Annotated in this window: 20 protein-coding genes, 1 tRNA gene, 1 pseudogene and 1 riboswitch; of the genes and pseudogenes, 4 read left to right on the top strand and 18 right to left on the bottom strand. The window is 63.7% G+C overall.

Going from position 1 to position 25,934, the window contains the following annotated elements; all coding sequences use genetic code 11:
* Positions 1–48: 48 nt before the first annotated feature.
* Positions 49–125: transfer RNA gene (locus tag ACVMB0_RS09320), tRNA-Arg, on the top strand.
* Here the strand turns inward: ACVMB0_RS09320 and ACVMB0_RS09315 are convergent.
* From ACVMB0_RS09315 to ACVMB0_RS09270, 10 genes are all read right to left on the bottom strand, one after another.
* A complete protein-coding gene (locus ACVMB0_RS09315; protein ID WP_461346021.1) occupies positions 96–1,610 on the bottom strand; it encodes a recombinase family protein in 1,515 nt (504 codons plus the stop codon). The two genes, ACVMB0_RS09320 and ACVMB0_RS09315, sit on opposite strands and share 30 nt — an antisense overlap.
* Positions 1,611–1,623: 13 nt before the next feature.
* On the bottom strand, positions 1,624–1,935 hold the full coding sequence (locus tag ACVMB0_RS09310; RefSeq protein ID WP_461346020.1) for a hypothetical protein: 312 nt from the start codon (positions 1,933–1,935) through the stop codon (positions 1,624–1,626).
* Positions 1,936–2,420: 485 nt separating this feature from the next.
* Positions 2,421–2,978, bottom strand: a complete 558-nt coding sequence (locus ACVMB0_RS09305) for an RBBP9/YdeN family alpha/beta hydrolase (protein ID WP_461346019.1) — start codon at positions 2,976–2,978, stop codon at positions 2,421–2,423.
* A 203-nt stretch (positions 2,979–3,181) separates the two neighbouring features.
* Complete coding sequence (locus tag ACVMB0_RS09300; RefSeq protein WP_461346018.1) at positions 3,182–3,652, bottom strand: GNAT family N-acetyltransferase; 471 nt, start codon at positions 3,650–3,652, stop codon at positions 3,182–3,184.
* 45 nt (positions 3,653–3,697) lie between these two features.
* Positions 3,698–3,807, bottom strand: a riboswitch (SAM-I-IV-variant riboswitch).
* A 372-nt stretch (positions 3,808–4,179) separates the two neighbouring features.
* Positions 4,180–5,427, bottom strand: a complete 1,248-nt coding sequence (locus ACVMB0_RS09295) for an arsenic transporter (RefSeq protein WP_461346017.1) — start codon at positions 5,425–5,427, stop codon at positions 4,180–4,182.
* Positions 5,428–5,464: 37 nt separating this feature from the next.
* Entirely contained in the window at positions 5,465–6,751 is a 1,287-nt protein-coding gene (locus ACVMB0_RS09290; RefSeq protein ID WP_461346016.1) for an MFS transporter, read from the bottom strand.
* Between the two features lie 53 nt (positions 6,752–6,804).
* A complete protein-coding gene (locus ACVMB0_RS09285) occupies positions 6,805–7,425 on the bottom strand; it encodes a hypothetical protein (RefSeq protein ID WP_461346015.1) in 621 nt (206 codons plus the stop codon).
* A gap of 49 nt (positions 7,426–7,474) precedes the next feature.
* Positions 7,475–8,182 (bottom strand): hypothetical protein, encoded by a 708-nt coding sequence (locus ACVMB0_RS09280; protein ID WP_461349624.1) that lies wholly within the window; start codon positions 8,180–8,182, stop codon positions 7,475–7,477.
* Positions 8,183–8,339: 157 nt separating this feature from the next.
* The gene (locus ACVMB0_RS09275) at positions 8,340–9,668 is read right to left on the bottom strand and encodes a sigma-54-dependent transcriptional regulator (RefSeq protein WP_461346014.1); all 1,329 of its coding nucleotides are present in this window, start codon (positions 9,666–9,668) and stop codon (positions 8,340–8,342) included.
* Positions 9,653–11,101, bottom strand: a complete 1,449-nt coding sequence (locus tag ACVMB0_RS09270; RefSeq protein ID WP_461346013.1) for a sensor histidine kinase — start codon at positions 11,099–11,101, stop codon at positions 9,653–9,655. Before ACVMB0_RS09270 ends, ACVMB0_RS09275 begins: the two co-directional genes overlap by 16 nt.
* Positions 11,102–11,550: 449 nt before the next feature.
* Between ACVMB0_RS09270 and ACVMB0_RS09265 the strand changes: the two genes are divergently transcribed.
* Complete coding sequence (locus ACVMB0_RS09265; protein ID WP_461346012.1) at positions 11,551–12,843, top strand: YXWGXW repeat-containing protein; 1,293 nt, start codon at positions 11,551–11,553, stop codon at positions 12,841–12,843.
* A 117-nt stretch (positions 12,844–12,960) separates the two neighbouring features.
* Here ACVMB0_RS09265 and ACVMB0_RS09260 read toward each other — a convergent pair whose 3' ends face one another.
* From ACVMB0_RS09260 to bioB, 4 genes are all read right to left on the bottom strand, one after another.
* Positions 12,961–14,223 (bottom strand): adenosylmethionine--8-amino-7-oxononanoate transaminase, encoded by a 1,263-nt coding sequence (locus ACVMB0_RS09260; protein WP_461346011.1) that lies wholly within the window; start codon positions 14,221–14,223, stop codon positions 12,961–12,963.
* On the bottom strand, positions 14,220–14,852 hold the full coding sequence (gene bioD, locus ACVMB0_RS09255; RefSeq protein ID WP_461346010.1) for a dethiobiotin synthase: 633 nt from the start codon (positions 14,850–14,852) through the stop codon (positions 14,220–14,222). The genes ACVMB0_RS09260 and bioD overlap by 4 nt, the downstream gene beginning before the upstream one ends.
* Positions 14,849–16,003 carry an 8-amino-7-oxononanoate synthase gene (locus tag ACVMB0_RS09250; RefSeq protein ID WP_461346009.1) on the bottom strand — a complete coding sequence of 385 codons (1,155 nt, stop codon included), beginning with the start codon at positions 16,001–16,003 and terminating at the stop codon, positions 14,849–14,851. Before ACVMB0_RS09250 ends, bioD begins: the two co-directional genes overlap by 4 nt.
* 63 nt (positions 16,004–16,066) lie before the next feature.
* A complete protein-coding gene (gene bioB / locus ACVMB0_RS09245; protein ID WP_461346008.1) occupies positions 16,067–17,062 on the bottom strand; it encodes a biotin synthase BioB in 996 nt (331 codons plus the stop codon).
* Positions 17,063–17,186: 124 nt separating this feature from the next.
* On the opposite strand from bioB, the gene ACVMB0_RS09240 reads away from it, so the two are divergent.
* Positions 17,187–17,825 carry a GntR family transcriptional regulator gene (locus ACVMB0_RS09240; protein WP_461346007.1) on the top strand — a complete coding sequence of 213 codons (639 nt, stop codon included), beginning with the start codon at positions 17,187–17,189 and terminating at the stop codon, positions 17,823–17,825.
* A 135-nt stretch (positions 17,826–17,960) separates the two neighbouring features.
* Complete coding sequence (locus tag ACVMB0_RS09235; RefSeq protein ID WP_461346006.1) at positions 17,961–19,364, top strand: 5'-methylthioadenosine/S-adenosylhomocysteine nucleosidase family protein; 1,404 nt, start codon at positions 17,961–17,963, stop codon at positions 19,362–19,364.
* Between the two features lie 45 nt (positions 19,365–19,409).
* Here ACVMB0_RS09235 and ACVMB0_RS09230 read toward each other — a convergent pair.
* The 4 genes and pseudogenes from ACVMB0_RS09230 to ACVMB0_RS09215 all read right to left on the bottom strand — a co-directional run bounded on the left by ACVMB0_RS09230 (position 19,410) and on the right by ACVMB0_RS09215 (position 25,655).
* A protein-coding gene (locus tag ACVMB0_RS09230; RefSeq protein WP_461345637.1) for an IS630 family transposase occupies positions 19,410–20,349 on the bottom strand; the annotation gives its coding sequence in 2 pieces (ribosomal slippage) (positions 19,410–20,012 and positions 20,014–20,349; 939 coding nt in all).
* 382 nt (positions 20,350–20,731) lie between these two features.
* Positions 20,732–21,215 (bottom strand): annotated as a pseudogene (gene greA / locus ACVMB0_RS09225) (transcription elongation factor GreA).
* 79 nt (positions 21,216–21,294) lie between these two features.
* On the bottom strand, positions 21,295–24,441 hold the full coding sequence (locus tag ACVMB0_RS09220; RefSeq protein ID WP_461346005.1) for an efflux RND transporter permease subunit: 3,147 nt from the start codon (positions 24,439–24,441) through the stop codon (positions 21,295–21,297).
* Entirely contained in the window at positions 24,438–25,655 is a 1,218-nt protein-coding gene (locus ACVMB0_RS09215; RefSeq protein ID WP_456751096.1) for an efflux RND transporter periplasmic adaptor subunit, read from the bottom strand. The genes ACVMB0_RS09220 and ACVMB0_RS09215 overlap by 4 nt, the downstream gene beginning before the upstream one ends.
* Positions 25,656–25,934 lie beyond the last annotated feature (279 nt).

Below are 25,934 nucleotides of genomic sequence, written 5' to 3'. Positions count from 1 at the left end.
CAACGCCGTTGCCGACCGGGAGCCAATCAGCTAAATGAACCCCTGCACGCACCCGTAGCTCAGCTGGATAGAGCGTTGCCCTCCGAAGGCAAAGGTCACACGTTCGAATCGTGTCGGGTGCGCCACTTCGGTACAAAACTGGGCACTCCAAACGCAGTAGATTTTGCGCCGGACGCAGCGACCAGTGTGCGCAGGAGCACGCTTTTCGACCCCATGATGCGAACTTCTTTCGCGTCCACCTCGATGCGCTGAGCCAGCGCTCGGAGGTGGTCGCGGCGGTAGCCGCCCGATTCCGTTCGCATCCGCCTGCGGGCCTGGCTGGCGAAGGTTTTGAGCGCCTGGGGTGTGATGCTCGGCCCCGCCCGATCAAGCGCACCCTCAGCCCGCTGTGCGTCAGCGCGGGCCTGATCGCGGACGGACTTCAGCTCGGTCACGCGCTCCTTGAGCAGCGGATCGGAGACGTGAGCGATCCCGTTCTCGATAGCGTCGAGACGTTTGGGCTGTAAGAGGCGTTGCTCGATGTGCTCGGCCACCGCGCTGTCGAGCTTCTCCATCGGAACGGTACGGCCCTTGCAACCGGTCTCGCCCTGCCGGGCCTTGGTGCAGCAAGTGTAGTACCTGTATCTTCCGCTCTTCCCGGTCCTCAGCGTCATCGCGCCGCCGCAGGCAGCGCAAAAGCAGATGCCGGTAAGGAGGGTCGGGCCGCTGACGACGCGCGGCGCGGTCAGTGCCGGGCAGCGCGTCTTGAGCAGCGTCTGCACGGCCTCGAACTCGGCTGCGTCAATGATCGGTGGCACGGCCATCTCGACCACCTCGCCTTCTGGTTTGCGCTCGCGGGTTTTCCAAAATTTGGCGTTGAAGCAGTGGCGGCCGACATACGTCGTTCGCGTCAGCACCTTGTGCACGGCATCGATGCCCCAGCGTCCGCCATCGCGCGTTCGGATGCCGGATTCGTTCAGATGCTTGGCGATCGATTTGACGCCCATCGACCCGGAGGAGCCGTTTCCCTCCCGCGCCAGGCGATAGATCAGCCGCACCGTCTCGGCCTGGATGGGATCAATCTCCAGTGTCTTCTTGGTGCGATGGCCGCGCTGCTCTGCGGCTTCCACGACGCGGTAGCCGATCGGCGGCAGCGCGCCATTCCAGAAGCCTTGCCGCGCGTTCTCCTTCATCGCCCGCAGCGTATGCTTGGCGTTCTCCTCGGACTGGTATTCGTCGAACAGCGCCATGATCTGGCGGATCATGTTGCTCATCGGATCGTCGCCGAGTTCCTGGGTGATCGACACCAGCCGCACGCCGTTCTTGGCGAGCCGGCGGACATAGAACTCAAGCTGGAATTGGTCACGGAAGAAGCGGCTGAAGCTGTGGACCAGGATCACGTCGAACGCTAGCGGCTTGACCGCCGCGGCGTCGATCATGCGCTGGAACTCCGGCCGCCGATCGTCGGTCGCGGACGCGCCCGGCTCGACATAGTCGGCGACGATCTCCCAGCAGCGGGAGGCGCAATAGCCCTTCGCCTGGCGACGCTGATCCGGGATGGAGAGATCGCTGTCGGCTTGCCGTCCTGTCGAGACCCGCAGGTAGAGAGCCGCCCGAACCGTCGCTGCCATGGTGATTTCCCCCTCAGCCGTCTCCAAACAGCTCGTCGAACAGGTCGCCGAACCAAGCCTCAAAGACGGCGATCTCGGCTTCAGCAACCGGCACGTCTTCCGGCCAGTCATCCGTCACCGTCCATGTCACCGAAGCGCGCTTCGCTCGTCGCCGACGCGCGGGTGCCACGGCATAGTGATAGAGATCGTCGCATTGCGCGTTGGTCGACACGCGCCGCTGCGATTCTTGAGAGCGAGCCATGGCACCATTGTGGCAAGCTTGGCCGATCCACTGAACAGCCGAAGTGCGCGCCACATCACGCTGCGGTGCTCCGACCTCGCGCATCGTCTGCCGCCTGAGCGCAATCGCGCAGAGCAAGCCATGATCGCATGGCAGCAAAAGCCGGACCAACGGAGCGCAGTCAAGGCCGCGAGCCGGCGGAGCCGGTCGCGCAAAGCGCGAGCCTTGACGGCGCACCGTTGGTCCGGCAGCGGCCTTCCATGCGATCATGGCCAGACATCCCGCCGAGCACGCGCAACAAGACGCTACGCTGCGAACGATGGCGCTCGGAACGTTGATTTTGAATGATTTCTCGGTTCAAGCGGCACCAGGCCACTTCAAACGGTGCCGCTGCGGTGCCATCCAAAACAATGTGCAGGCAAAGGCTTACGACCCCCAACGGCACAGAGCGACACCGTCGCTTTTATCTTGCCGTCTTAGTCGGCGGCGACGTGGCACGAGTACCGTTCGTCGAGTGTGCGACCTTCGGGGACTATTTGCCTGACCCAAACAGCATCCTGATGTCGCTTGATTTGCGAGAGAGCAGATTCTCAGAACGTACGCGGCTGAAATGGTGCGATATCATGCAAGAGCTGCAAGCCATCCGGCCAGTGTCCAAGGTGACTGGCGGAACCGATATGCCCGAGCGGGCCGGCCACGTGCAACCGCGAGCCCCAAGCTGACGCCAGCGCGTGCGCGCGGTCCATCGTCAGGTACGGATCATTCGTACTCTGAACTAATATCGAGGCAAACGGCAACCGTTGCATCGGAATCGGTCGAAATTTCTGGTATAAGCTTTCTTCCGACGGCCAATCGGCTTCGACATCGGCTGGCGCAACTAATAGTGCGCCAATCACATTTCCGGCGTGAGCCAAGGCCCAGTGACACACGACAATATTTCCCAACGAATGCGCGACAAGCATAGTGGGCCGTTTAGAAGACTGCACGTAGCGATCGAGCGTCGCCACCCATTGCTCTCGTGTGCCGCCCGTCCAGTCCGCTTGAACGACCCTCTCCATAGAGTCGTGCTCAGACTCCCACTTCGTTTGCCAGTGGTCGGGACCGGAATTTCCTCCACCGGGAATCAAGAGAATCCGAAAGTCATGCATTGATAAACGAAATCCCTGGTAGCACTTTAGCAGACCTATTCGATAGGTTTTGGTTGTCGCGTAAATCCTAAGTTACGCGGCAACTCCAGTCCTAGTTAAGCCAATCCATGTTGGGCATCGACTGGCCTGAGCGGCTATCAGACAGTGCCAAGTCACGCGAGGGTAGACTTGATCAACTATTGTCGACACATCGCCCTCGGCCATCATTTCGTCAGCCATTTCTCGAAGTACAAATTGATCGGGTTGGAAACGTAAGGGCCATACGCTGGACAAGGTACGAACCCCTTCGCCCGATAGAGCCTCTGCGCGTCGGGAAGAAATTCCGTGGTTTCCAGCCGCAGAACCGACAGCTTGGCGGTCAAGGCCGCTTCCACAACGCGCGTCAGGAGCCTGCTGCCTATTCCAGTTGTCCGAACCTCGGTGACGACATACATGCGCTTCACCTCCCCGGTACCATCCTCGAACACCTGCAGCCCTGCACAGCCAACGGCTTGTCCGGCAATCCGCGCGATAAACATTTGCGTGTCGTCGTGCGCTAGCCGATCAATTGGAGAACCGTGATTCCTTTCCACCCCGCAGACCTTGTTTAAGAAATCGTCCAGCGCGGTTACGAGGTTAATCAGGTCCGAGGACCTTGCATCGGCCAGCTCAATTTCGATTCGATCGACAGTCATTCTCGTCCCCTTCTTCGAAGAGAGGAGCGCATGACGCCGTGGTGGCTTGTCCCGTTTAGTTGCCGGACCGGCCACATCTTCTTCCGAAGGAAGAAAGCCACCTTGCTCGGGGAGCAGGTTGGCGCTGGGCGTCGGCCCAACTCTTGATGTTGGAGTTGACGATAGCGGGCAATATCGAGCTTGGCAAGCACGCCCCCAGTTTGAGAAACAACGCGTGGCCGCTCCTGGCCCATCGCGTCGAGCCAGGGATTGATCGAGAGGGCCGCGATCGAAGGGTAATCGGACCACCCTGCGAAATCGTGAAGGCGGCCGCCCATGGTACGTAGCGCAAGATCGCAGACCATCGTGGATTTGGCTATTGGGTCGTGTGGTGGGCCGCAGCATCATAGCACCACGGCGAAGCAGTAGTGCCCATCTTCATCGGCCGTGGCGCGCCAGTTCCTCTACGCTTGCGGCGCGGTGCCATCGCGCGAGATGAAAGCTCCAGGTCTTTCTCGTCGAGCGAGCAAGCGATCTGGACAAGATCGTCACCGGATCGCGGCTGCGAGCGCCGCCAGCAACGCGGGTGGCGTCACCAGCAAACCGATTTTCAGGAAGCGCCACGCGGTGACGTCGATCTTTTCGCGCCGCAGCGCCACCAGCCACAGGATTGTTGCGAGGGAGCCGGTCACCGATAGATTGGGCCCGAGATCAACGCCGATCAGCATCGCGCCGAGGACCGGCGCAGGGAGCTGGCCGCTGGCCGCGACCGAACTCGCGACCAAGCCAACGGGAAGGTTGTTGACGATGTTGTCGGCCACCGCGGCAGCGATTCCGGTGCCCCAGGCAGCCTGGGTCGGCGATCTCTCGATCGCGGCCTGAAGGAGCCCGCTGAGTTGGCCGATCGCGCCGGTTTTCACCAGCGCTTCCACCATCACGAATAACCCCGCGACCAAGGGCAACACGCTCCACGAAATGCCTCTTGTCACCGGCCACGGCGACTGCCGGCTGAGAACCAGCACCGCCGCAGCCGTGACAATGCCGCAAATGAACGTCGGCAACCCCAACGACATGTCGAGCGCCGATGCCGTCAACAGGACGATGCCGAGCGCGGCGATCCCGGCTGCGGTGAGCCTGCCGCCGCGGCCGAGCTTGGGATGCTGCACGGCGCGCTCGATGCTCTCTTCGGCGAGCGCGCGGCGCAGGGTAATTCGGAGCACGACAAAGGTCACGACAATCGCGACAACCGATGGCAGCGCGAACTGGCGCAACCATTCGGACAGATGCGGCATACGCTCGCCGAACATCACGAGATTGGCCGGATTTGAGATCGGCAGCACAAAGCTCGCGGCATTGGCGATGAAGGCGCAGGCGAACAGATAGGGCAGCGGCTTCGCTCCGGCGGCACGGGTCGCGGCGCAGACGGCCGGCGTCAATACGATGGCAGTGGCATCATTGGAGAGCAGCGCGGTAACAACGATGCCGACGGCATAGGTCAGAAGAAGCAGACGCTGTGGCGAACCGCGCGCATGCTCGACCGCCATTGCGGCCAGATAGTCGAACAGCCCTTCGTTCCGCGCAAGTTCAGCAGCAAGCATCATGCCGATCAGGAACAGATAGACATCAAGGCCTTTGGCAACACCGTGCAGCGCTTCGCTTGCAGTCAGGACGTTGCAAGTCACCAGCGCGGCGGCACCCGCGATCGCCCAGATCGCTTCAGGCAGACGAAATGGCCTGATGATGACGCCAGCCGTTGCCGGAGCAATGATACCCCAGGTCAGGAGCGATTCGTACATGGGCACCATTCCGCCACCTCCAAAAGAACACTCAAGATCACCTCGCAGCGATACCGGAGGCTGCCGGCTCGGCATGCTCCATCCGGCCGGCATTCGTACCGGAATGCGTGCGGGTCTCGGGCAGTGCGAACCAGCAAACCCCAAAGCCGATCGCCGCGATCGCGCCGAGCGCAAGAAAGGCTGCGCTATAGCCTGCCTTCACAACGACAAGACCTGCGAGCGTCGTCGAGAGTGCCGCGCCAATGCTTTGCGCCGTGATGATTGCGCCTTGCGCGACGTTGAAGCGCCCGGTGCTGCGCATGAGGTCGGCGACGATCACTGGAAAGATCGCGCCAAGGATGCCCGCGCCGACTCCATCGAGAAGTTGCACGCCGACGAGCCAGGCCTCGTTGTCGGACAGCGTATAGAGCGCCCCGCGAAGGGGCAGGATCAGGAGCGCGGCAAGGAAGAAGCGTTTGTGGCCCCAGCGATCGGCCCGCGCCCCAACGAGCATCGCCATCGGCACCATGACGATTTGGGCCGCGAGGATGCACGCAGCCATCATGCTGGTGCCGAGATTCTTGTCCTGCAGCGCGAGTTTTTGTCCGACCAGCGGCAGCATCGCCGCATTGGAGAGGTGAAACAGCGTTACGCAAACCGCAAAGACCAGAAGCGGGCGGCACGTCAGGAGAATGCCAAGCCCTGACGGCCGCTCGCGATCGCCGTCCGGATTCCCGGCATGTTCGTGCAGTCCGCGCGCCAGGTCATGATCGATCGCCTCTTCGGGGATCGCCAACACGCTGATGAGGCTTGCGACAGTCATGCCGCCAAGCACGTAGAACACGGTCTGCGGACCGAAAAAATAAGCCGTGCCGCCTGCAATCGTGGCGGCCGCGGCATTGCCGGCGTGGTTGAAGCCTTCGTTGCGGCCGATGCGGGCCGCAAAGGCTCGATGGCCCGCGACGCCAAGGGAAACGGCCGCCAGCATCGGGGGAAGGATCACACCGGCCGCATGCGCGATGCTTTGCGACAGAACAACCGGCCAGAAGCCTGCGCAAAGAGGCAAAGCCAGCGAGGCACAGGTGACGATCAGCGCAGCGATGACCGTCACCAGGCGCTTTGCCCTTGTCGCATCGACCAGCGCGCCAGCCGGCGTCTGCGCAACGATGCCGGCAAAGCCGGCGATCGACATCACGACGCCAATGCTGGCTTCATCCCATTTTTGTACGGTCAGCAGATAGATGGCGAGATAGGGCCCGAGCCCGTCGCGCACATCGGCGAGGAAAAAATTGGCGGCGTCGAGAGCGCGGTTGGCGCGTTGTCTCGATCTTGAATCAGTGGACATATCCGGCCTCGACCCACGACGTTATTCCGCCAATTTCCTCTTGGCGATCGACCTCAGGCGTGTGCGGAACGATCGTGTTTGGGCTTTTCTTCGTGCTTGGGCTTCGGCTTTGCAGCCTTGATCGCGCGGAGATCACGGCTGCTGGTGCCGATCTCCTTGGCATCGACGACGCGACCGTGTCTGGTTTCGACACCGTCTCCTCTCACCGCGACCATCGCGTTCGGTGCAAGAAGACCGGCAAGCTGTTCAGCCTCCTTGGGCCCGATTCGGATCACCGTGCCGTCGGCGAGCAGCGCCCCGCGGAGTTCGCCCTTCGGGCCGAACAACGACAGCCGCACGGTTCCCTCGGCCGACATCTTCCTCCTTTCGAGCTTCGGATGTTTGCGATCGTGGTCCGGTCCTTGGTCTACGATATGCGCCCCATCCGCCGCCGTGACCGCGACCGCCGCGATGAGGTGGCTCTTGCGCGGACGGACGCCGCGGACGCCGACCGCGTCGCCGGCCTTTACGTGGCGGGTGAGTCCGGTCTCCATGTGCGGCGGCGTATGAACGAGGACCGGCGCCGGCCCATCGCCATTCATGACGAAGCCGTCGATCTCGCCGTGCTGGTTCAGCAGGAAGCGTTCGACGGTGCCTTTCACTTCGGGCAGGCAATCGGGATCAATCCAGTGCATGGTGTTGTTCTCCTCTGTTGTGTGTTGCTTCGGAAATATGCGGCTGGCGTCAGCCGCGCGGCGGCGGTGGAGGTGGCGGCCCGAAACGGTCGGGGCCACCCTTGCGACCACGCAGCGGACGTGGACCGTCGAGTTCGGTCATCTGACCGGGCGAGGCGCCGATCGCTTGCACGTCCACCACTCTGCCGAGCGCGGTGTCCAGCGTTTCTCCGCGCACGGAAACCATCTGCCCAGGTTGCAACCAGTCGGCAAAGCGCTCGGCTTCAGGCGGGGGCATGCGAAGCTGGGTGCCGTCGTCGAGCATGGCGCCATTCACCTCGCCGCGCTTGCCGTGCAGCGCCGCGGCGATCCGGCCGCTGAACGCCTGCTGCGCGCCGCCGTTGTCGGGGCCGCGCGTCGGCCCCTCGTCGGTGACAGTTCTGCCGGTTGCGACATTGCTGACTGAAGTCGCATCGACGAGCGGAATGGCTCGCGCACGAAGACCGCGGATCGAAACCTCGTCGCCCGGCCTGATCGTATAGACGATCTGGGCGGAGAGGTGCGGCGGCAGCTTCACTTCCGTGCCGTCGGCAAGGATCAGCCCGTCAACGTCGCCGCGGGGCGTCAACGTGTAGTGCTTCACCCGGCCGCGCGACTCCGGCAGTTGCGACGAATCCCAGACGGCGCCGGCGGCTTGCGAATGGGCTCTCGTGCCGGCTCCGATGGCTGTCGCCGCGAGGAACGCGCACGCAAGCGCTCGTATTCGCGTCGTTGTCATCTTCATGATCAAGCTCCTTCAGAAATGGCGAGCGGGTCGCCAGTGCGAAAGGTTCAGCAATGGGCGTGCCAAAGCTGAAGTGCTTGTTTGTGAAGAGTTTTTGGGAGTGTTCGGCTGGTCAGTCGTCGGCTTTTCTGACGGCGGGCGTCAGATTTTCTTACGCATCTCCGCCGGTCAGGCCGTAACGCTGCATCTTGGTGTAGAGAAGCTGGCGGTTGATGTTGAGGCGCCGCGCGGCTTCGGTGCGGTTGCCGCCGCAGGCGTCCAGCGCCTTGCGGATCATCGCTTCTTCAAGCTGCGCCACCGCCGCCGGCAGATCGCCCTCCGGAAGCGCCGTGTGAGCTGGGTGATGCTCCGCGGCGCTGATGTCGATATCGTCCGCGGCGATGGTATGGCCTCTGGTGAGAAGGCAAGCCCGTTCGATAACGTTGCGCAATTGCCTGACATTGCCGGGCCAGCCGTAACGCGCGAGCTTATCGATCGCGCCGCTGTCGAGCTGTTTCAGCGGCTGTCCGGAACTGACCGCAAGCGCAAGGAAATGCTCGGCAAGGGGCACGATATCGGACGGCCGCTCGCGCAGCGGCGGTACCGCAATGGGAACGACATTGAGACGATAGTAGAGGTCTTCCCGAAACCCGCCGGCCGCCACGAGCCTTGGCAGGTCGCGGTGGGTTGCGGTGACGACCCGCGCCGTGGTCTGGACCGGTTTGCCGCCAACCGGCGTGATCACCCGCTCCTGCAATACCCGCAGGATCTTGGCCTGCATCGCAAGCGGCATGTCACCGATCTCGTCGAGAAACAAAGTGCCATTGTCAGCGTCGCGGAAGGCGCCGATGCGGTCGCTCGTCGCGCCTGTGAATGACCCCTTCACATGTCCGAAGAGCTCGCTCTCAAGCAGGTCCGGCGGGATCGCCGCGCAATTGACCGCGATGAACGGGCCGTCTTTGTGCTGGCCATGCATGTGCAGCGCGCGCGCCACCAGCTCCTTGCCAGTCCCGGTCTCGCCCTGGATAAGAACCGTCGATTGGCTGTCGGCGGCAAGCCCGATCGCCTTCTGCACGCGCCGCATGGCCTCGCTCGATCCGATCAGGGTATCGAGGCTGCCTTTGCTTGTCATGGCGATGGGCCGCTGCCGAGACGGCAAACGTCCCATGAGGATTTTCAGTTCGTCGCGCCCGATCGGCTTGGTAAGGTGGTCGAAGGCGCCGAGCCTCATCGCTTCGATGGTATTTTCCGCGCTGGCAAACGCGGTCAACACCACCACGGCAGGCGGGCTTTCCTGCGACCTGATGCGCCGCAGCACCTCGATGCCATCCATACCCGGCATCTTGAGATCGAGCAGCACCGCGTCCACCGTCTCGGACAGCGCGGCGAGACCTTCGCGCCCCGATGAGGCCGTTTGCGGTGTGTGGCCGAGATCGCTCAGCGCCTCCGCAAGACCTTCACGCAAATCCGGGTCATCATCGATAATCAGGACGTTTGCCATGGCACCTCGATCTCGAACCGCGCACCGCGCGCGGTATGCGCGAGGCGAGCTTCTCCGCCGTGAGCACGCGCGATTTCCCGCACGATGGCAAGCCCGAGTCCGGTTCCCTCGGAGCGCGCGGTTGCAAAGGGCTCGAAGAGCCGGTCACGCATCTCCTCGCTCACGCCCGCTCCGCTGTCGGTCACGGATAGCAACAGCTTATCCTGTTCCCGCAGGGCGTCCACAATGATGCGCCCGCCGGCAGGCGTGTTCTGAATGGCATTGAGAATCAGATTGTCGAGCGCGCGCTGCATCTGGGAAGGGTCAAAGCGCGGCAACGGATCGTTCGGCGCCGTCGTTCCTGTTTCCAACGACAAGCCGTTGGCCGCCGCCAATTCCTGGTGGGGCTCGATCGTGCTGTGCAGGAACGACGCAAGCTCGACATCCATCGGCTTGGGTTCGCCGGCCTGGGTCATCTGCAAGAGATTGCGGAGCAGCGTGTCCAGCCGTGCAACCTGCTTCAGAATCGCTTCCAGCGCAGTCTTCTTGCGGGCGTCATCGCCGGCGGCAAGCGCGTTTTCCGCCTTGAGCCGCATCGCAGCGATGGGGTTGCGTATCTCGTGCGCGAGCCCCGCCGACAGCCGCCCGACGGCGGCAAGGCGCTCGGCTGTACTCGCGCGGCGCTGCTCCTGCGCGAGCCGTTCGCCGGTCTGGTTTAGCGCATCGACCAGCCGGTCGAGCTCCGGCTCGCCGGTAGGGGGAAGCCTTGGAAGATTGATGTCTTCATTTTTCCCCAGCGCTTTCTCCAGGACCGCGATCTTGCGCGACCATGAGAACAGCACGCGCGCGAGCCATATCGCGGAGCCGAAGATGGTGACTGCAAGCACAACCAATCCAGTCAGCAATTGGGTGTATGCCGGACCTTCCGCGGTGAAGGCGCGCGTCATCGTCCAGGCCGTCGTGCCCTGCAGCGGTCCGCGCAACGGGCAGGCGTGCACCAGCAGTACCTGCGAGCGCGCCGGCTGCCGCAAACCTGCCGGCCGCCCCGAACGCAGGGCTTCGCCATTGACTTCGCGGATCGTGCCCAGTTCCGCGGCAGGAAGATCGGTCTTCGGACCCGTACCTTCATAGGAAGGGAAGGCGTAGGCGAGCGAACCCGCATCGGCCTGCCAGACGCCTCCCTCGACGCCGGTGGCACCGGAAAGTGCGACCTGAACCAGCGCGTTGAGCTCCTGCTTCAGCCGGGCGTCAACGGGCCCGCCCGTCCAACCGGAGACGAAGAATTGGTAGCGGTCGGCAATATCCCGGCAGGCGCGTGCTACCAGCTCCTCAGACCGGGCAACGCGTGCGTTCGCGGTCTGCTGAAAGGACTCGAACAGGAGGTACCCGGTCGCAGCTCCTGACAAGACCAGCATGATCCAGAGTGCTAGCAGCCGCGACCAGAGAGACCGCATCGAAACTTCTCACGCGAGTGAAATAGCTTGTGAGCTTATACGAATCTGAAGACAGCGCTATTGGGCCGATTCTGCAAAAATCGCCGCTTGTTGCGATGCTGAGGTTTCGGGACCGCGCGCGGACCATCGCCTCCCACGACCCGCGATCTCTAAGCTCCGCGCGATCGGCGCGCACGAGTTGAATGGCGAGGCACTCCCATATGCCCGAAGCGCTGGCGTTCGTCCGGCACAGAACGCGCCGGTTGGCCCACCGCGCGTGCCTTCATCTGGCGTACGCAGACAACCTCGCGTTCCATCCTGACATCAAGCTGACTGTCGTCTGCTGCCGTTAACGATTCCATCGTCGCGCGATCTCGAAACCACGGTGTCAGCACAAACATTCACAACGGGTTCATGTCGCCGCCACTATTCGACTCCAACGCTGGGGGAATAAGATTGGAGTATGTGCCATGCGTCGCATCGCCGGACTGCCTTTCGCTCTTGCTCTCAGCCTCTGCTGCCTCTCACCGCCCAACGCTGCGCACGCGCAGCTCGCCATCGGCATCGGCATCACCGTGGATGCGGCGCCGCCGCCGCTGCCGGTCTATGTGCAGCCGCCGATGCCCGCGGTCGGCTACATCTGGACTCCGGGCTATTGGGCCTGGGACGACGATACCGGCTATTACTGGGTGCCCGGCACATGGGTGCTTCCGCCCGCGCCCGACCTGCTGTGGACGCCCGGCTACTGGGGCTGGAACGACGGCGTCTACGCTTTCCACGCCGGATATTGGGGCGCGACCGTCGGCTTCTACGGCGGCATCTCCTACGGCTTCGGCTACACCGGCGTCGGCTATGAAGGCGGCTACTGGCGCGGCGGCAGCTTCTTCTACAACAGGTCCGTCAACAACATCTCGAACGTCTCGGTCACCAACGTCTACAACAAGACTGTCATCAACAACACGACCAACGTCAGCTACAATGGCGGCGCCGGCGGCACCACGGTGCGGCCGACGCCGCAGCAGGCCGCGGCCGCCAACGAGCACCACGTGGCGCCGACCGCCGAGCAGACCCGGCATGCGGAAGCGGCGATGAAGAATCCGGCGCTGACGCTCGCCAACAACCATGGTCATCCGGCGGTTGCCGCGACTGCACACGCCGCGCAGTTCAGCGGCGCCGGCGTGATCGCCGCGCGCCCGGGCAAGCCGATCGCGGCGCCGCCGCCCCGGCATGCGCAACCGACGGCCGAGCACGCGGTGCCGACGGGGAATGCCGTGCCGCCCGGGCATACCCTGCCGAGCGGCAACGCGTTGCCGGCGACGCACCCCGCGCCGACTGAGCACGCTCAAACGACGGGGCACGCGCTGCCCACTGGAAACGCCCTGCCGCCACAGCACGCAGCGCCAACAGGACACGCCTTGCCCGCGGGGAACGCTTTGCCTGCTGCGCACGCACAGCCGTCGGAACACGCCCTGCCGACAGCTCATGCTGCGCCCGCCGCAGGCGAACATCCCGCGCCGGCGCCGCATGTCGCCGCAGCGCGAGCCGTGCATGCGCCGAGGCCGCAAGCCGCACAGCATGCCCCTGCTCGACCTGCGCCACGTCCGGCCGCGCATCCGCCGGCGCCCCACGTCGCGCAGGCGGCCGTGCACCGTGCGCCGCCGCCCCGGCCCGCGCCGCATGTGTCACGACCGGCACCGCGCCCCCATCCCGCGCCACGGCCGCAACATCCCGCCGCGAGGCCAGCGCCACACAAGCACGCCTGACCCGGCTGATCGGCGTGCCCGCAAGAGTACGCCGATTTCACATGAGTGCCATCGCGTGCAAAACGGCACGCGATGCAAATCGTCAGTCACGGAATTTGCGGCGCGCAGGGTGTACCGTCAGGCCAGTTCGTCGGCTGCATCCGCGATCGCGGAATAAATCTCACCGAGGTCGGCCTCGGTGACGCAATAGGGCGGCATGACGTAGATCGTGTTGCCGAGCGGTCGCAGCAGCAGGTCGCGACGTGCGAAGAAGGCCTGCAGTTTCGATCCGATGCCGGCGAGATAGCCGGCGTCGCCGGCCTTCAGATCGAGCGCGGTGATGGTTCCGGTGCGACGGACGTTTTCGAAACGCGCATCCGTGTGGAACGGCGCGATCAGGCGCTCCTGCATCGCGGCGACGGAAGCAACGCGCTCGCCGGCACCATGGTGCCAGAGCTCGAGGTTGGCCCTTGCGGCGGCGCAGGCGACCGGGTTCGCCGTGTAGGAACTGGAATGGAAGAAGGTGCGCGAACGGTCGCTGGAATAATGCGCGTCGTAGATCTCGGCGCGGCACAGCGTCACCGCGAGCGGCAGCGACCCGCCGGTGAGGCCCTTTGAATAGCACGCGATATCGGGCGCGATTTCGGCCTGCTCGCACGCGAACAAGGTGCCGGTGCGGCCCCAGCCGGTCATCACCTCGTCGGCGATGAACAGCACGCCATGGGCTTCGCAGACGCGCTTCATCTCCTTCAGCACCCAAGGCGGATACATCAGCATCCCGCCCGCGCCCAGGATCAGCGGCTCGACGATGAACGCCGCCGCGGCCGGCTCCTTGCACGCCGCATCGAGCGCATCGAGCGTCGCCTGCTCGTGGCCTGTGGCGGGAAACGGAATCGTCGCGACGTCGAACAATAGCGGCGCGTAGGCCCTGTTGAACACCCCGCGCGCGCCGACCGACATCGTGCCGACGGTGTCGCCATGGTAGGAGTGCTGCATCACGATGATCCGCGTGCGCGGCACGCCGATATTGTGCCAGTAGCCGAGCGCCATCTTCAGCGCCACTTCGACGCTGGTCGATCCGCTATCGGAGAAGAACACGTAGTCGAGGCCGCGAGGTGCCAGCTTCAATAGCTGCGCGGCAACGACTTCGGCCGGATCATGGGTGTGGCCGGCGAAGATGATCTGGTTGAGCTGCTCCGCCTGCTGCTGGATCGCGCGCACGATATGCGGATGGCAATGGCCATGGGTCAAGACCCACCAGGATGCGATGGCGTCGATGATGCGGCGGTCGTCCGCGGTGTAGAGATAGGCGCCCTCCCCGCGCACGATCCTCGTCATCTCGCCGTGCAGCGCGTGCTGGGTGAACGGATGCCAGATCGGAGACCTCCTGGGCGACGTCATGCCTCGAAATCTCCGCGCCGGAACGACGCCTTGAACGCCGCCTGCAACGTGTCTGCTGCGAGTGAGGACAGCCATGGCAACCGGCCCAGCCGGCGCACCTGCCCGATCTGGCAGATGGCGCGCTCGCTTTCGGGATTGCTCTCGCCGATGAACGCGATGCCGAGAATGTCGATCTTGCGATTGCGCAGCGCCTCGACCGACAGCAGCGAGTGATTGATGGTGCCGAGCGCGGTGCGGGCGCAGAGCACGACCGGAAGCCGCCATCGCTCGAAGATGTCGATATAGAGCATGTCGTCGTTGAGCGGCACCATGAGCCCGCCGGCGCCTTCGATCACCAGCGGCCGGTCAGAGGTTGCCGGCACGGCGAGCGCCTCAGGATCGATGCGTACGCCGTCGATCGCGGCGGACTGATGCGGCGAGGCCGGCGTTCGCAGGCGGTAGCGTTCCGGCACGATGCGATCGGCCGGGAGTCCCGCAAGCCGCGCCACCCGTTGTGCATCGGTCTCCTCATCGAGGCCCGACTGAACCGGCTTCCAGTAGCTCGCGCCGAGGAAGCCGGCGAGGCCGGCGGAGAACACCGTCTTGCCGATCCCGGTATCGGTGCCGGTCACCACGATCCGGCCGCTCATCGCGACCAGCCCTTGGTCTCCTCGACCAGCGCATCGAGCAGCGCCCGCACGTCGTCCTCGCTGACATTGAGGGTCAGCGCGATGCGCAGCCGCGCGGTGCCGGCCGGCACGGTCGGGGGCCGGATGCCCCTGACGTCGAAGCCGCGCTCCTGCAAGCTGGATGCAAGCTGCATCGCGCGCGCATTGTCGCCGACGGTATAGGGCACGATCTGCGATCGCGACGGACTGCGCCAGCCGCGTCGATCGAGTTCGTGATGCGTGAACGCGACCAGTTTGGCGAGGCGCTGCTGATGCTCGGGTTCCTCTCGCAGCATCAGCAGGGCCTCACGCACCGCAACGGCCACAAGCGGCGACGGCGCCGTGGCGAAGATGAACGGGCGGCAGCGATTGACCATGAAGTCGCGCAGCACCGTGGAGGCCGTGACCAGCGCACCCGCAGCACCCAGCGCCTTGCCGCAGGTGTGCACGATCACGAGGTTTTCGCGGCCTTCATAGGAGGCCGTCAGCCCGCGCCCGTGCTCGCCATAGACGCCGGTGCCATGCGCCTCGTCGACCATCAGGAACGCGTCGTGCCGGTCGGCGATCGCGACGAGGTCGTCGAGCGGCGCGACGTCGCCGTCCATGCTGTAGACGCTTTCGACCACGATCCAGACCCGGCCCTTGCCGCCCTCAGCGCGCCAGCCGCGAATGGCATCCTCGATCGCCTGCGGATCATTATGCGCGCTGAACCGGAACTCGGCCCGACCGGCTCGCGCGCCTTCATGGATGCTGGCGTGCACCAGCGCATCCAGCACCAGCAGGTCGCCGCGCTGCGGCAGCGTGGTCAGCACCGCGAAATTGGCGACATAGCCGCCGCCGAACAACAGCGCGGTCTCGGCGTGGAAGAACTCGGCGGCCTCAGACTCCAGCCGCTCGTGCTCCGCGCAATTGCCGCGCAGCAGCCGCGACCCGCCGGCACCGATCGGCGTGCCGGCCGCGAGCGCAGCCGCAACCGCTTGCTTGATGCGCGGCGCGTTGGCGAACGCCAGATAGTCGTTCGAGACGAAATCGATGCCCGCGCGCGGCGTGAGGCCGCGCAGCCGATCGTCCTTGCTCAGGGCGTGCAAGGCCGCGGCGTAATCAGCGGCCGCGGCCGCATGGATTGCGCTCATGCTTCTCTCACAGGTTTGTCGTTGGTCGCGCGGCGGGCGCCGCGCGCGTGCCGAAGGTTTAGCTCAGGCGAGACGGGAGGTGATGCCGAGCCGATCCAGCAGATCGGCGTCGCGATCGCGCTGCGGGTTCTTGGTGGTCAACAGCACGTTGCCGATGAAGATCGAGTTCGCGCCGGCGAGGAAGCACAGCGCCTGCAATTCATCGGTCATGTATTGCCGCCCGGCCGATAAGCGCACCACGCTGGTCGGCATCAGGATCCGCGCCGTTGCGACCAGCCGCGCCAGCGCGATCGGATCGGGACGCTCGGCGGTGTCGTTGACCGGCACGCCCTTGACCTCGTTCCACAGGTTGATCGGCACGCTTTCCGGAGCGCTGGGGAGATTGGCGAGCAGCACCAGCATGCCGAGCCGATCCTCGACCATCTCGCCCATGCCGATGATGCCGCCGCAGCACACCTTGATGCCGGCGTCGCGGACATGCGCCAGCGTATCGATGCGATCTTGCAGCGTGCGGGTGGTGATGATCTTGTCGTAGAACTCGGGCGAGGTGTCGACATTATGGTTGTAGAAATCGAGCCCGGCGTCGGAGAGACGTTCGGCCTGCTTGGGCGTCAGCATGCCGAGCGTGACGCAGGTCTCCATCCCCAGGCCCTTCACCGCGCTGACCATGTCGCAGACCTGGTCGAGGTCGCGGTCCTTCGGACTGCGCCATGCCGCCGCCATGCAGAAGCGGGTTGCGCCGGCATCCTTGGCGCGCTGCGCGACGGCGACCACTTCGTCCCGCGGCATCAGGCGGGTGGCCTTCAGGCCGGTGTCGTAATGCGCGCTCTGGGAGCAGTAGCCGCAGTCTTCCGGGCAGCCGCCGGTCTTGATGCTGAGCAGGCTCGCGGTTTCGACGTGGTTCGGATTGAAGTTGGCGCGGTGGATGCCCTGCGCCTGGAACATCAAGTCCGCGAACGGCAGATTGTAGAGTGCCTCGGCCTCCGTCCGCTCCCAAACCTTGCGGGGCGGTGCGCTGTTGCGGCGCTCGGTCCGTTCGATCTCAACGACATCAACCATCGGGCTTGCCTTCTCGTTTGCGATCGATCATAGATAATCAGATATATTATCTATGATCATGGCTCTTATAATGATGCTAGCCGAGGCTGTGCGGCAGTGCACTCGTTTTTATGATAGATAATCTATGATAGATGAAGGTGAGAACACGACGACCGCCGGGCGCATTGCCGAGGTGCTCGCTGAGGGCATCATCAGCGGCGCGTTGCCGCCGGATGCCCCGCTGCGGCAGGATCACATCGCGCGGGAATTCCATTCCAGTCATGTCCCGGTGCGCGAGGCGTTCAGGCAATTGGAGGCGCAGCACCTCGTCGTTGCGGTGCCGCGCCGCGGCGTGCGGGTCGCACCGCTCGACACCAAGTCGGTGAAGGAGATCGCCGAGATGCGGGCTGCGCTCGAGGTGGTGGCGCTGCGCAACGCTGCGCCGAAATTCACCTCGGCCCATTTGGCGCGGATCGAGGTCGCCATGATCGAAGGCGACAACGCCGAAACGGTGCAGGATTTCGAGATGGCCAATCGCGCCTTCCACCACGCGCTGGTGGCGCCGTGCGCGATGCCGCGGCTGCTCGCCAGCCTCGACGGCCTGCAGCTGGCGAATTCGCGACTGGTGTTCGCGATGGCGCGCAACGCCGGCTGGCGGCCGCGGCCGAGCCAGGATCATCGCGTGATCCTGCAGACGCTGCGCGCGCGCAACATCGAGCAGGCCTGCGGCCTGCTCGCCCGGCATATTCAGACCATCGAGCGGCTTGCACTGCCGGCGGCGTGATTGGGAGGACGATCGCTATGCGTCCTTCTACTTTCTTCTATCGTCCACTCGTTGCGGTTGTGAAGAAATAGCTATATGTCATCATATCTTACAACCGCACAATTCATTGGCAAATTTTGATTATCAGAAGGCGATATGTCAAACGGCAACACTGCTATTCTACCGACCGCTGTGAAGGAATGGTTCGACATCGTCATCGTCGTCCCGCTGGAGGAAGAGCTACTTACTTTAATGGAAGTATTCTCTCCAACCGTAAATCGATCGACCCCTAGCACATTCCGTCACGAATTAGGTGTTGGCCATCCAGACCTAAGAGTTTTGGTCGTACAGCAAGAAGGTATGGGACGCACGCACGCGGCAAGAGCTGTCTCAGAAACGCTAGCCGAGTTCGATGCGGGGCTTGTTGTATGTATTGGCATAGCCGGCAGCTTGACCACCGATCTGCGGCTTGGCGACGTTTGCTATAGTAGCAGCGTTGCAGACGTTTTAGACAACGCAAGGGCCGTAGATAACGATGCAGGCCAGCTCGATATCGCGCTATCACTTACGTACTTTCATACGCCTCGCGAAATTGTCGCCGCTCTGAATTTCTCTCGAATCCTTCCTGAGCTGCAGCCAGCCTATAAGGCTTGGCAGGAGAAGCAGCGAGACGCCGCTAAGCAACTCGACCTGTCTAGCCTCCCGGCTCTGGAAAATGCAAACTATCCCGCATCGGCCGACGGCCTTGTCGTATGCGCCGCCGTGAGCAAGAGTGAAATATATAACCAGAAGCTCCGAAACATCGATCGCAAGGTGCTTGCGGTCGAAACCGAATCCGGCGGCGTCTTTGAAGAATGCCGCCGCCGCGCTGTACCCGCTGTTACAATCCGTGGCATTTCTGATCATGCCAATGCAGGAAAATCGCGCCTAGAGGAAGCCACCGGAGGTAGGGTTAGGAAGCTGGCAGCCATGAATGCGGCGACTTTCCTGCAGCTGCAATTCTCGAATCAAAACTTCCTTCGCATTATCGATCGCGCAAGAGCTTCACACTCTCAATTGACTCCGCTCCACGCTGAGACTTCAAAGACCCAAAGCAACGAGCGAGACCTTGTGACTGCTCTGACCGAGATTGGTCATCACATTGATGAGCAGCTGCGGGAACTGTCTCCCGACTTCAAACTTCAACAGCGTGGCTATCGCTTGCCCACTCCCAGGATGCGGCAAGTCGAGCTTGGCTTGTCGCTTTCATCGCGCCCAGACCCGGTCGAAATACGCGAAGCCCTCCAAACGAGAACTTTTGCCTTATTGAGGCTCAATCGCAATTATCCTGATAACAGTCTGCCGTGGGTTTTGGCGAACGATCTACTCACCGCAGAACTGGGAGGCAAACAACCAATCCCGATAGTAATCGACGGCAGCGCCATCGCTCGTCCCAAATCAGATTTCAAGGTATTAGCCGGCTTCGAATTCGACGACCTTCGTGATCGTGCATTCGCGACCTTCAATTATAGCCAGACACTCTCCTGCTGCGAGTCCGCCTCTTCTGGCCAAGATATCTAGGCTTACTCCGTGGTTTCGGTACACTTGATCTAAAGCGCGATGAGATTAAGTTCGATAGCCTGAATTTTTGAGGTAGTTGGCGCACTCCTGTGAGGTGAAGGCATCGAGTGCATGGCCGATTGCGGCACAGACGGCGTCGGCGGTTCGCGCGGCAGCTTTACGGACCAAGTGCTTAAGCTTGGCAAAGACTTGTTCGATCGGGTTCAGGTCGGGCGAGTATTTTGGCAGGAAGAAGAGTTTGGCGCCGACCGAACGGATAAGCTGGCGAACCGCTTTGCTCCTGTGGCTGCCGAGGTTATCCAACACGACGATGTCACCGGGCTGAAGGGTCGGCAGGAGGACCTTCTCGACATAGGTGCGGAAGCTCACGCCATCGATCGGCCCCTCGATGAACCATGGCGCATCGATCCGGTCATGGCGCAGGGCTGCCAGAAAGGTCATGGTCTTCCAGCGGCCGTGGGGAACCTTGGCGTGAAGTCTGCTCCCGCGCGGCGCCCATCCGCGCAAGGGCGCCATATCGGTCCTGGTCCAGGTCTCGTCGATGAAGACCAGCCGTTCAGCTTCGACGCGACCTTGATACTTTGCCCACTGGGCTCGCCGCCGCGCCACCTCGGGACGATCGCGTTCGCCAGCCGCCACGCTTTTTTTTGAAGCTGAGCTTCTCGGCATGCACGAAGTCCCACACCGAGTGGTAGTCGACCTTCAGGCCACGGTCGGCAAGCTCGGCAACGAGACCGCGTATCGTAAAATCGCCGTCCTTGATCCGTTGTGACAGCCAGACCGCGTGCTCGCCCGAAATTGCCTTCGGCTTGTAGCCGCCGATCTGGCCAGGCTCGACGCTGCCGGTCTCATCGACCCGCTTCATCCAACCGATCGCCGTGCTGATCGCTACCCCAAACTGCTTGGCGGCCCGATTGCGCGACATCCCGCCCTCGATCGCGGAAACAACACGCTTGCGGAGATCCAGAGAATACGGCTTCCCCATCCATGCTGGCCTCCTATCCAGCCAGCATGGTGAATCAGAAACACACTGATTTGGGAATCCCAAATCGATTCAACCTAACCCCATCCCGCTCTAGGTGCCTATCCAACATTTCTCGAGGTACCCCAACACAGAACAAACACGAACCGGCTTCTCACAAAGAACGAGCGGCACGAACACGAAAGTCGTGATCAAGTAGTATTGGAAAAACGCCGCTGGTCATGGCTTACCTGCTGAAGCTTGGCAGAACCGAAACAAACGCCAAGCCAGGAAGAACGAACGGGCAAGAAAGAATATACGGCAGTCTTGGGATACCACAATTGACGTAGATCACAATTTGAGAAGACGGATTGGGACAAAATTGGTTTCGCGGCGCACGAGGCAACTAAGCGATCGCGACGATCTCCAACTCCTGCTCGCGCGCGCCCACGACGTCGCCCACGCCTTTGCCCATCAGCGACCGCGCCACGGGCGAGACATAGGAGATCGAGCCGGCCTTCGGATCGGCCTCATCCTCGCCGACGATGCGATAGGTCTGCACGCGCCCGTCGGCGCGGCTGAAGGTCACGGTGCTGCCGAAGGCAACGGTTTCGGTCGAGACAGGATCGGCGACGACCTGCGCGGTGCGGAGCCGTTCCGTGAGATAGCGCGCGTCGCGCAGCGGGACTGCCGACTGCCGGCGCCGCTCGTTGACGTCGTCCAGCTGCTGCGCGGCCCTCGTAGGCCTCGCGCGCCTGCTGGAGCTGAAGCTCCAGCGCCTTCCGTCCTGCTTCCGTCACCAGATTGGGATGCGGCGATATGGGGCGGTCCGGCAACAGCGTCTCCGACGCGGTCTCGGCACTTTCTTCCTTGGTGAACGCAACGCTCAATCCGGAACTCCATCGATGGGGCGAGCAGTATAGCGCCGCCGCACGCGACCCGCTAATGCGCGATGGGATTAGGCCGGGTCTAATGCGACGCCGGCTGTTCCGCCTTGCCTCGCCGACCGAAGCGGTTCTTCACGCTCTCGCGCCAGCCCTGGAAGGTGACGAACAGCATCGGCACCAGGAAGATGCCGATCGAGCTGGCGGCGAGCATGCCGCCGAACACCGCGGTGCCGACCGCACGGCGGCTGATTTCCGCGGCACCGGTCGCGACCACCAGCGGAACCAGGCCGAGGATGAAGGCAATCGAGGTCATCATGACGGCGCGGAAGCGCATTTGCGCGCCCATCGTCGCGGCCTCCGCAAGTGGCTTGCCGGCCTCGCGCTGCTCCTTGGCGAACTCGACGATCAGGATGCCGTTCTTGGCGGCGAGCGCGATCAGCACCACGAGGCCGATCTGGCCGTAGAGGTCGAGGTTCAGCCCCGCGAGCTTGATCGCAAGATACGAGCCGAACACGCCGACCGTGACCGACAGCAGCACCGGAATCGGGATCGTCCAGCTTTCATACAGCGCCACCAGGAACAGATAGGCAAACAGCACCGCGAGCGCGAGGATGATGCCGGTCTGTCCCGACGCCGCCTGCTCCTGATAGGCGGTGCCGGTCCATTCGTAGGAATAGCCCGAAGGCAGCGTCGATTTGGAGAGGTCGGCCATCGTCGCGATCGCAGTGCCCGACGACACGCCCGCCGCCGGGCTGCCGTTCACCGTGACCGAGCGATAATTGTTGTAGCGCGTGATCACCTGCGGGCCGGTCACGATGCGCAAGGACGCGATCGAGCGGATCGGCACCATCTCGCCGCCGGTGTTGCGCACATAGATCTGCCAGATGTCGGGGATGTCGCGGCGGTCGGCCGCATCGCCCTGCACGTTGACCTGCCAGGTGCGGCCGAACAGGTTGAAGTTATTGACGTAGATGCCGCCGAGCGTAGCCTGCAGCGCGGTGAAGACGTCGGCCATGTTGAGGCCGAGCGCCTGCGCCTTGGCGCGGTCGATGTCGAGATAGACCGACGGGTTGGTCGCGGTGAAGGTCGAGAACACGCGGGCCAGATTTGGATTGCGGTTCGCAGCGCCGATCAGCCCGCCCATCACGCTGCTGAGCGAAGCCGGATCCTGGCCTTCGAGCGCCTCGAGCTGATATTCGAAACCGCCCGAGGTCGAGAGCCCGATGATCGGCGGCAGGTTGAACGGCAGCACCGAGGCCTGCCGGATCTGCGATCCCCCGACGAAGGTCTGCCCGATCGCGGCCTGCACCGAGTCGGTGACCGCCTTGCGGTCGGCGAACGCTTTCATGCGCGCCACCATGAAGGCGGAGTTCGGCTCGCTGGCGCCGTCGAGCAGCGAGAAGCCGATGATCGACAGCACGTGATCGACCGCCGGGTTCTTCTTCAACAGCGCCTCGACCTGCTTGGTGACCTCGCTGGTGCGCGCCACCGAGGCGCCGTCGGGCAATTGCACCGCGATGAAGAAGGCGCCCTGGTCTTCTTCGGGCAGGAAGCCGGTCGGCGTGATCTTCGATACGCCGAACACCGCGCCGGCGAACACCAGCACCGCGACCAGCGACAGCACCGCCAGGCGGAGCAGCCGCTGCACCACGCCGGCATAGCGGTCGCGCACCCAGTCGATGCCGCCGAGCACCCGTCCCATGATGCCGCGGCGCGGCCCGCCATGGCGCAGGAACACGGCGCATAGCGCCGGCGACAAGGTCAGCGCATTGAGCGCCGAGATCACCATCGCCGCGCTGATCGTCACGGCGAACTGGCGGAACAGCGTGCCGGAAATGCCGGGAATGAACGCGATCGGCACGAACACCGACAGCAGCACCAGCGAGATCGCGATGATCGGCGCGGTGATCTGCGCCATCGCCTTCTTGGTGGCATCGGCCGGCGAAAGCTCCGGCTCCTCCTCCATGACGCGTTCGACGTTCTCGACGACGACGATGGCGTCGTCGACCACGATACCGATCGCCAGCACCATCGCCAGCAGCGAGACCGTGTTGGCGGAATAGCCCATCGCGAGCAGCACCGCGAAAGCGCCGATCAGACTGACCGGCACCGCGACCGCAGGGATCACCGTGGCGCGCAGATTGCCGAGGAACAGGAACACCACGATCACGACGAGCACGAAAGCCTCGCCGAGGGTCTTCATCACCTCCTTGATCGTATCGGAGACGAAGGTCGTGGAGTCGTACTGCACGAGATAGGTCAGCCCCGGCGGAAACCGCTCCGACAGCCGGGCAAGCGTCGCCTGCACGGCCTTGGCCGTCGTCACGGCATTGGCGCCGGGCGCCAGATAGATGCCCATCGGCACGCCGGGATTGCCGTCGATCCGCGATTCCGAGTCCGAGTTCTGCGCGCCGATCTCGACGGTTGCGACGTCCCTGATCCGCAGCACCGAGCCGTCGGGATTGGCCCGCAGCACGATGTCGCCGAACTGCTTGGATGTGGTCAGGCGGCCCTGGGTCTGGACGTTGAACTGGAACTGCTGGTCATTGCTGATCGGACGCGCGCCGATGCGGCCGACCGGCGCCTGCACGCTCTGGGCCCGGATCGCAGCGATCACGTCCGACGGCGCCAGGTTGAGGCTGGTCAGGCGCTGGGTGTCGAACCAGATCCGCATCGAATAATTCAGCTTGGCGAACAGCGACGCCTGCCCGACGCCGGGCGTGCGCGAGATCGCGTCCAGCACGTTGATGATGGCGTAGTTGGTGATGAACAGCGGATCCTGTTCGGCGCTCTTGCTGTACAGCACGATGAACTGCAGCACGGCCGAGGATTTCTTCTGCACGGTCAGGCCCTGCGCCTGCACCTCGGTCGGCAATTGCGCGAGCGCGCTCTGCACCCGGTTGTTGACGTTGACGGTGTTGATATCGGGATCGGTACCGAGCGCGAACGAGACCGTCAGCGTATAGCTGCCGTCATTGCCGCTGGTCGACTTCATGTAGAGCATCTTGTCGACGCCGACGACCTGCGCTTCCAGCGGCTGGGCGACGCTGGATTCGACCACTTCGGCGGACGCGCCGGGGAACACGGCCGAGACCGTGACCTGCGGCGGCACGATGTCCGGGAACTGGGCGACCGGGATTTGCATCAGCGCCAGCGCACCGGCGATCGTGATCACGAACGCGATGACGATCGCAAGCCGCGGACGATCGACGAAGATGGCGGAGATCATGGGTTATTGCCCGTCGACTTCGGCGTGCTGCCGGCGCCGCTATCGGCCGACACCTTCATGCTCGACTGGATCAGCGCGCTGGCCGGTCCGGGCGCGACCACCTCGCCCGGCCTGACCTTCTGCAATCCCTCGACGATCACCTTGTCGCCGAGCGCGATGCCGCTCGTCACCGCCGCAATCGTCGAGGTCGATTGCCCAAGCTGGATCCGTTTTTGCTCCGCCTTGTTGTCCGCGCCGACGACGTAGACATATTCACCCTGCTGGTCCGACAGCACCGCCGAACGCGGGATCGCCAGCACCTCGACCGGCTGCACGCCTTCCAGCAGCACGGTCACGAACTCATTGTCGGTGAGCTCGCGGACCGCGCCGCCGGCTGCAACCGAGGTGTAGGTCGACGGGTTCGGGATGGTGCCGCGCAAGGAGATGGTGTCGGTATTCTGCGCGATCGTGTTGTTGACGAAATTCAATTCACCGGTCTTCTCGTAGAGCCGGCCGTCCGGCAGGCGCAGCCGGATCACGACCGCCTTGAAGCCGCCGCGCGTCGCATAGCGGTCGCGCAGATCGAGCGCCTCGCGCACCGACACGGGGAATGTGACATACATCGGGTCCTGGCTGACGATGGTCGTCAGGGTTCCCGAGCTCGGCGTCACGACATTGCCTTCGGTAACCGAGGTGCGTCCGATCCTGCCGTCGATCGGCGAGTGGATCTCGGTGTAGTCGAGATTGATCTGGGACAGGTCGACCTGCGCCTGCGCCGCCTGCACCTGCGCCTCGAGGCTCTGCTGGTTGGCGACCGCCGCATCGACGTTCGATTGCTGCCCGGCCGGCCCACCCATCAGGGCCTTGGCGCGATCGGTGGTCAACTTGGCGTTGACCAGCGTGGCCTGCAGCTGGGCGACCTGCGCCTTCTTCGATGCCAGGTCGGCCTCGAACGGGCCGCGCTCGAGTTGATACAACAGGTCGCCGGCCTTGACCTCGGCGCCCTCGACGAAGTTCCGCTTCTCCAGGAACGCGGTGACGCGCGCCACCACGTTGACGCGGTTGGGCGCTTCGATGCGTCCGAGAAACTCATTGGTTTCGGTGATCGGCCGCTTCACCGCCTCGAACACGCCGACCGCAGGAGGCCCGGGGGGCCCCGCCTGGGCATGCGCCGCCTGGATCCCGATCACCGCCAGTCCCGCCGATACCAGAAGTCCTGCCAATCCACCGAGCATTCGTTCCGCACCACTCATGCTGTCCAACCCCTCGGCTACCAACAGGCTCTACGAGACGGATATGACGTCGGGTTCCCCAAGACCGGGATGGTCAGGAGATCATAACGCACCTAATCCGACAATCCTGTAACGTGATTGCACGGGGACCAGGCGTCAGCGAGGAGCGCTATCTCCGGGAAGCGGCGCGGCCCTGCAATGCCCGCGCAATCGCATCCGCACCGCTGGCTTGGCGCGGCCGCGGATGTCGACGGCTCCCGTCAATGTGATGCAGGCAAAAGG

The sequence above is a fragment of the Bradyrhizobium sp. USDA 4451 genome (genome assembly GCF_054822585.1).
Note: the sequence above shows the minus strand (reverse complement) of the source record. Positions and strands in the feature narration are given on the sequence as shown.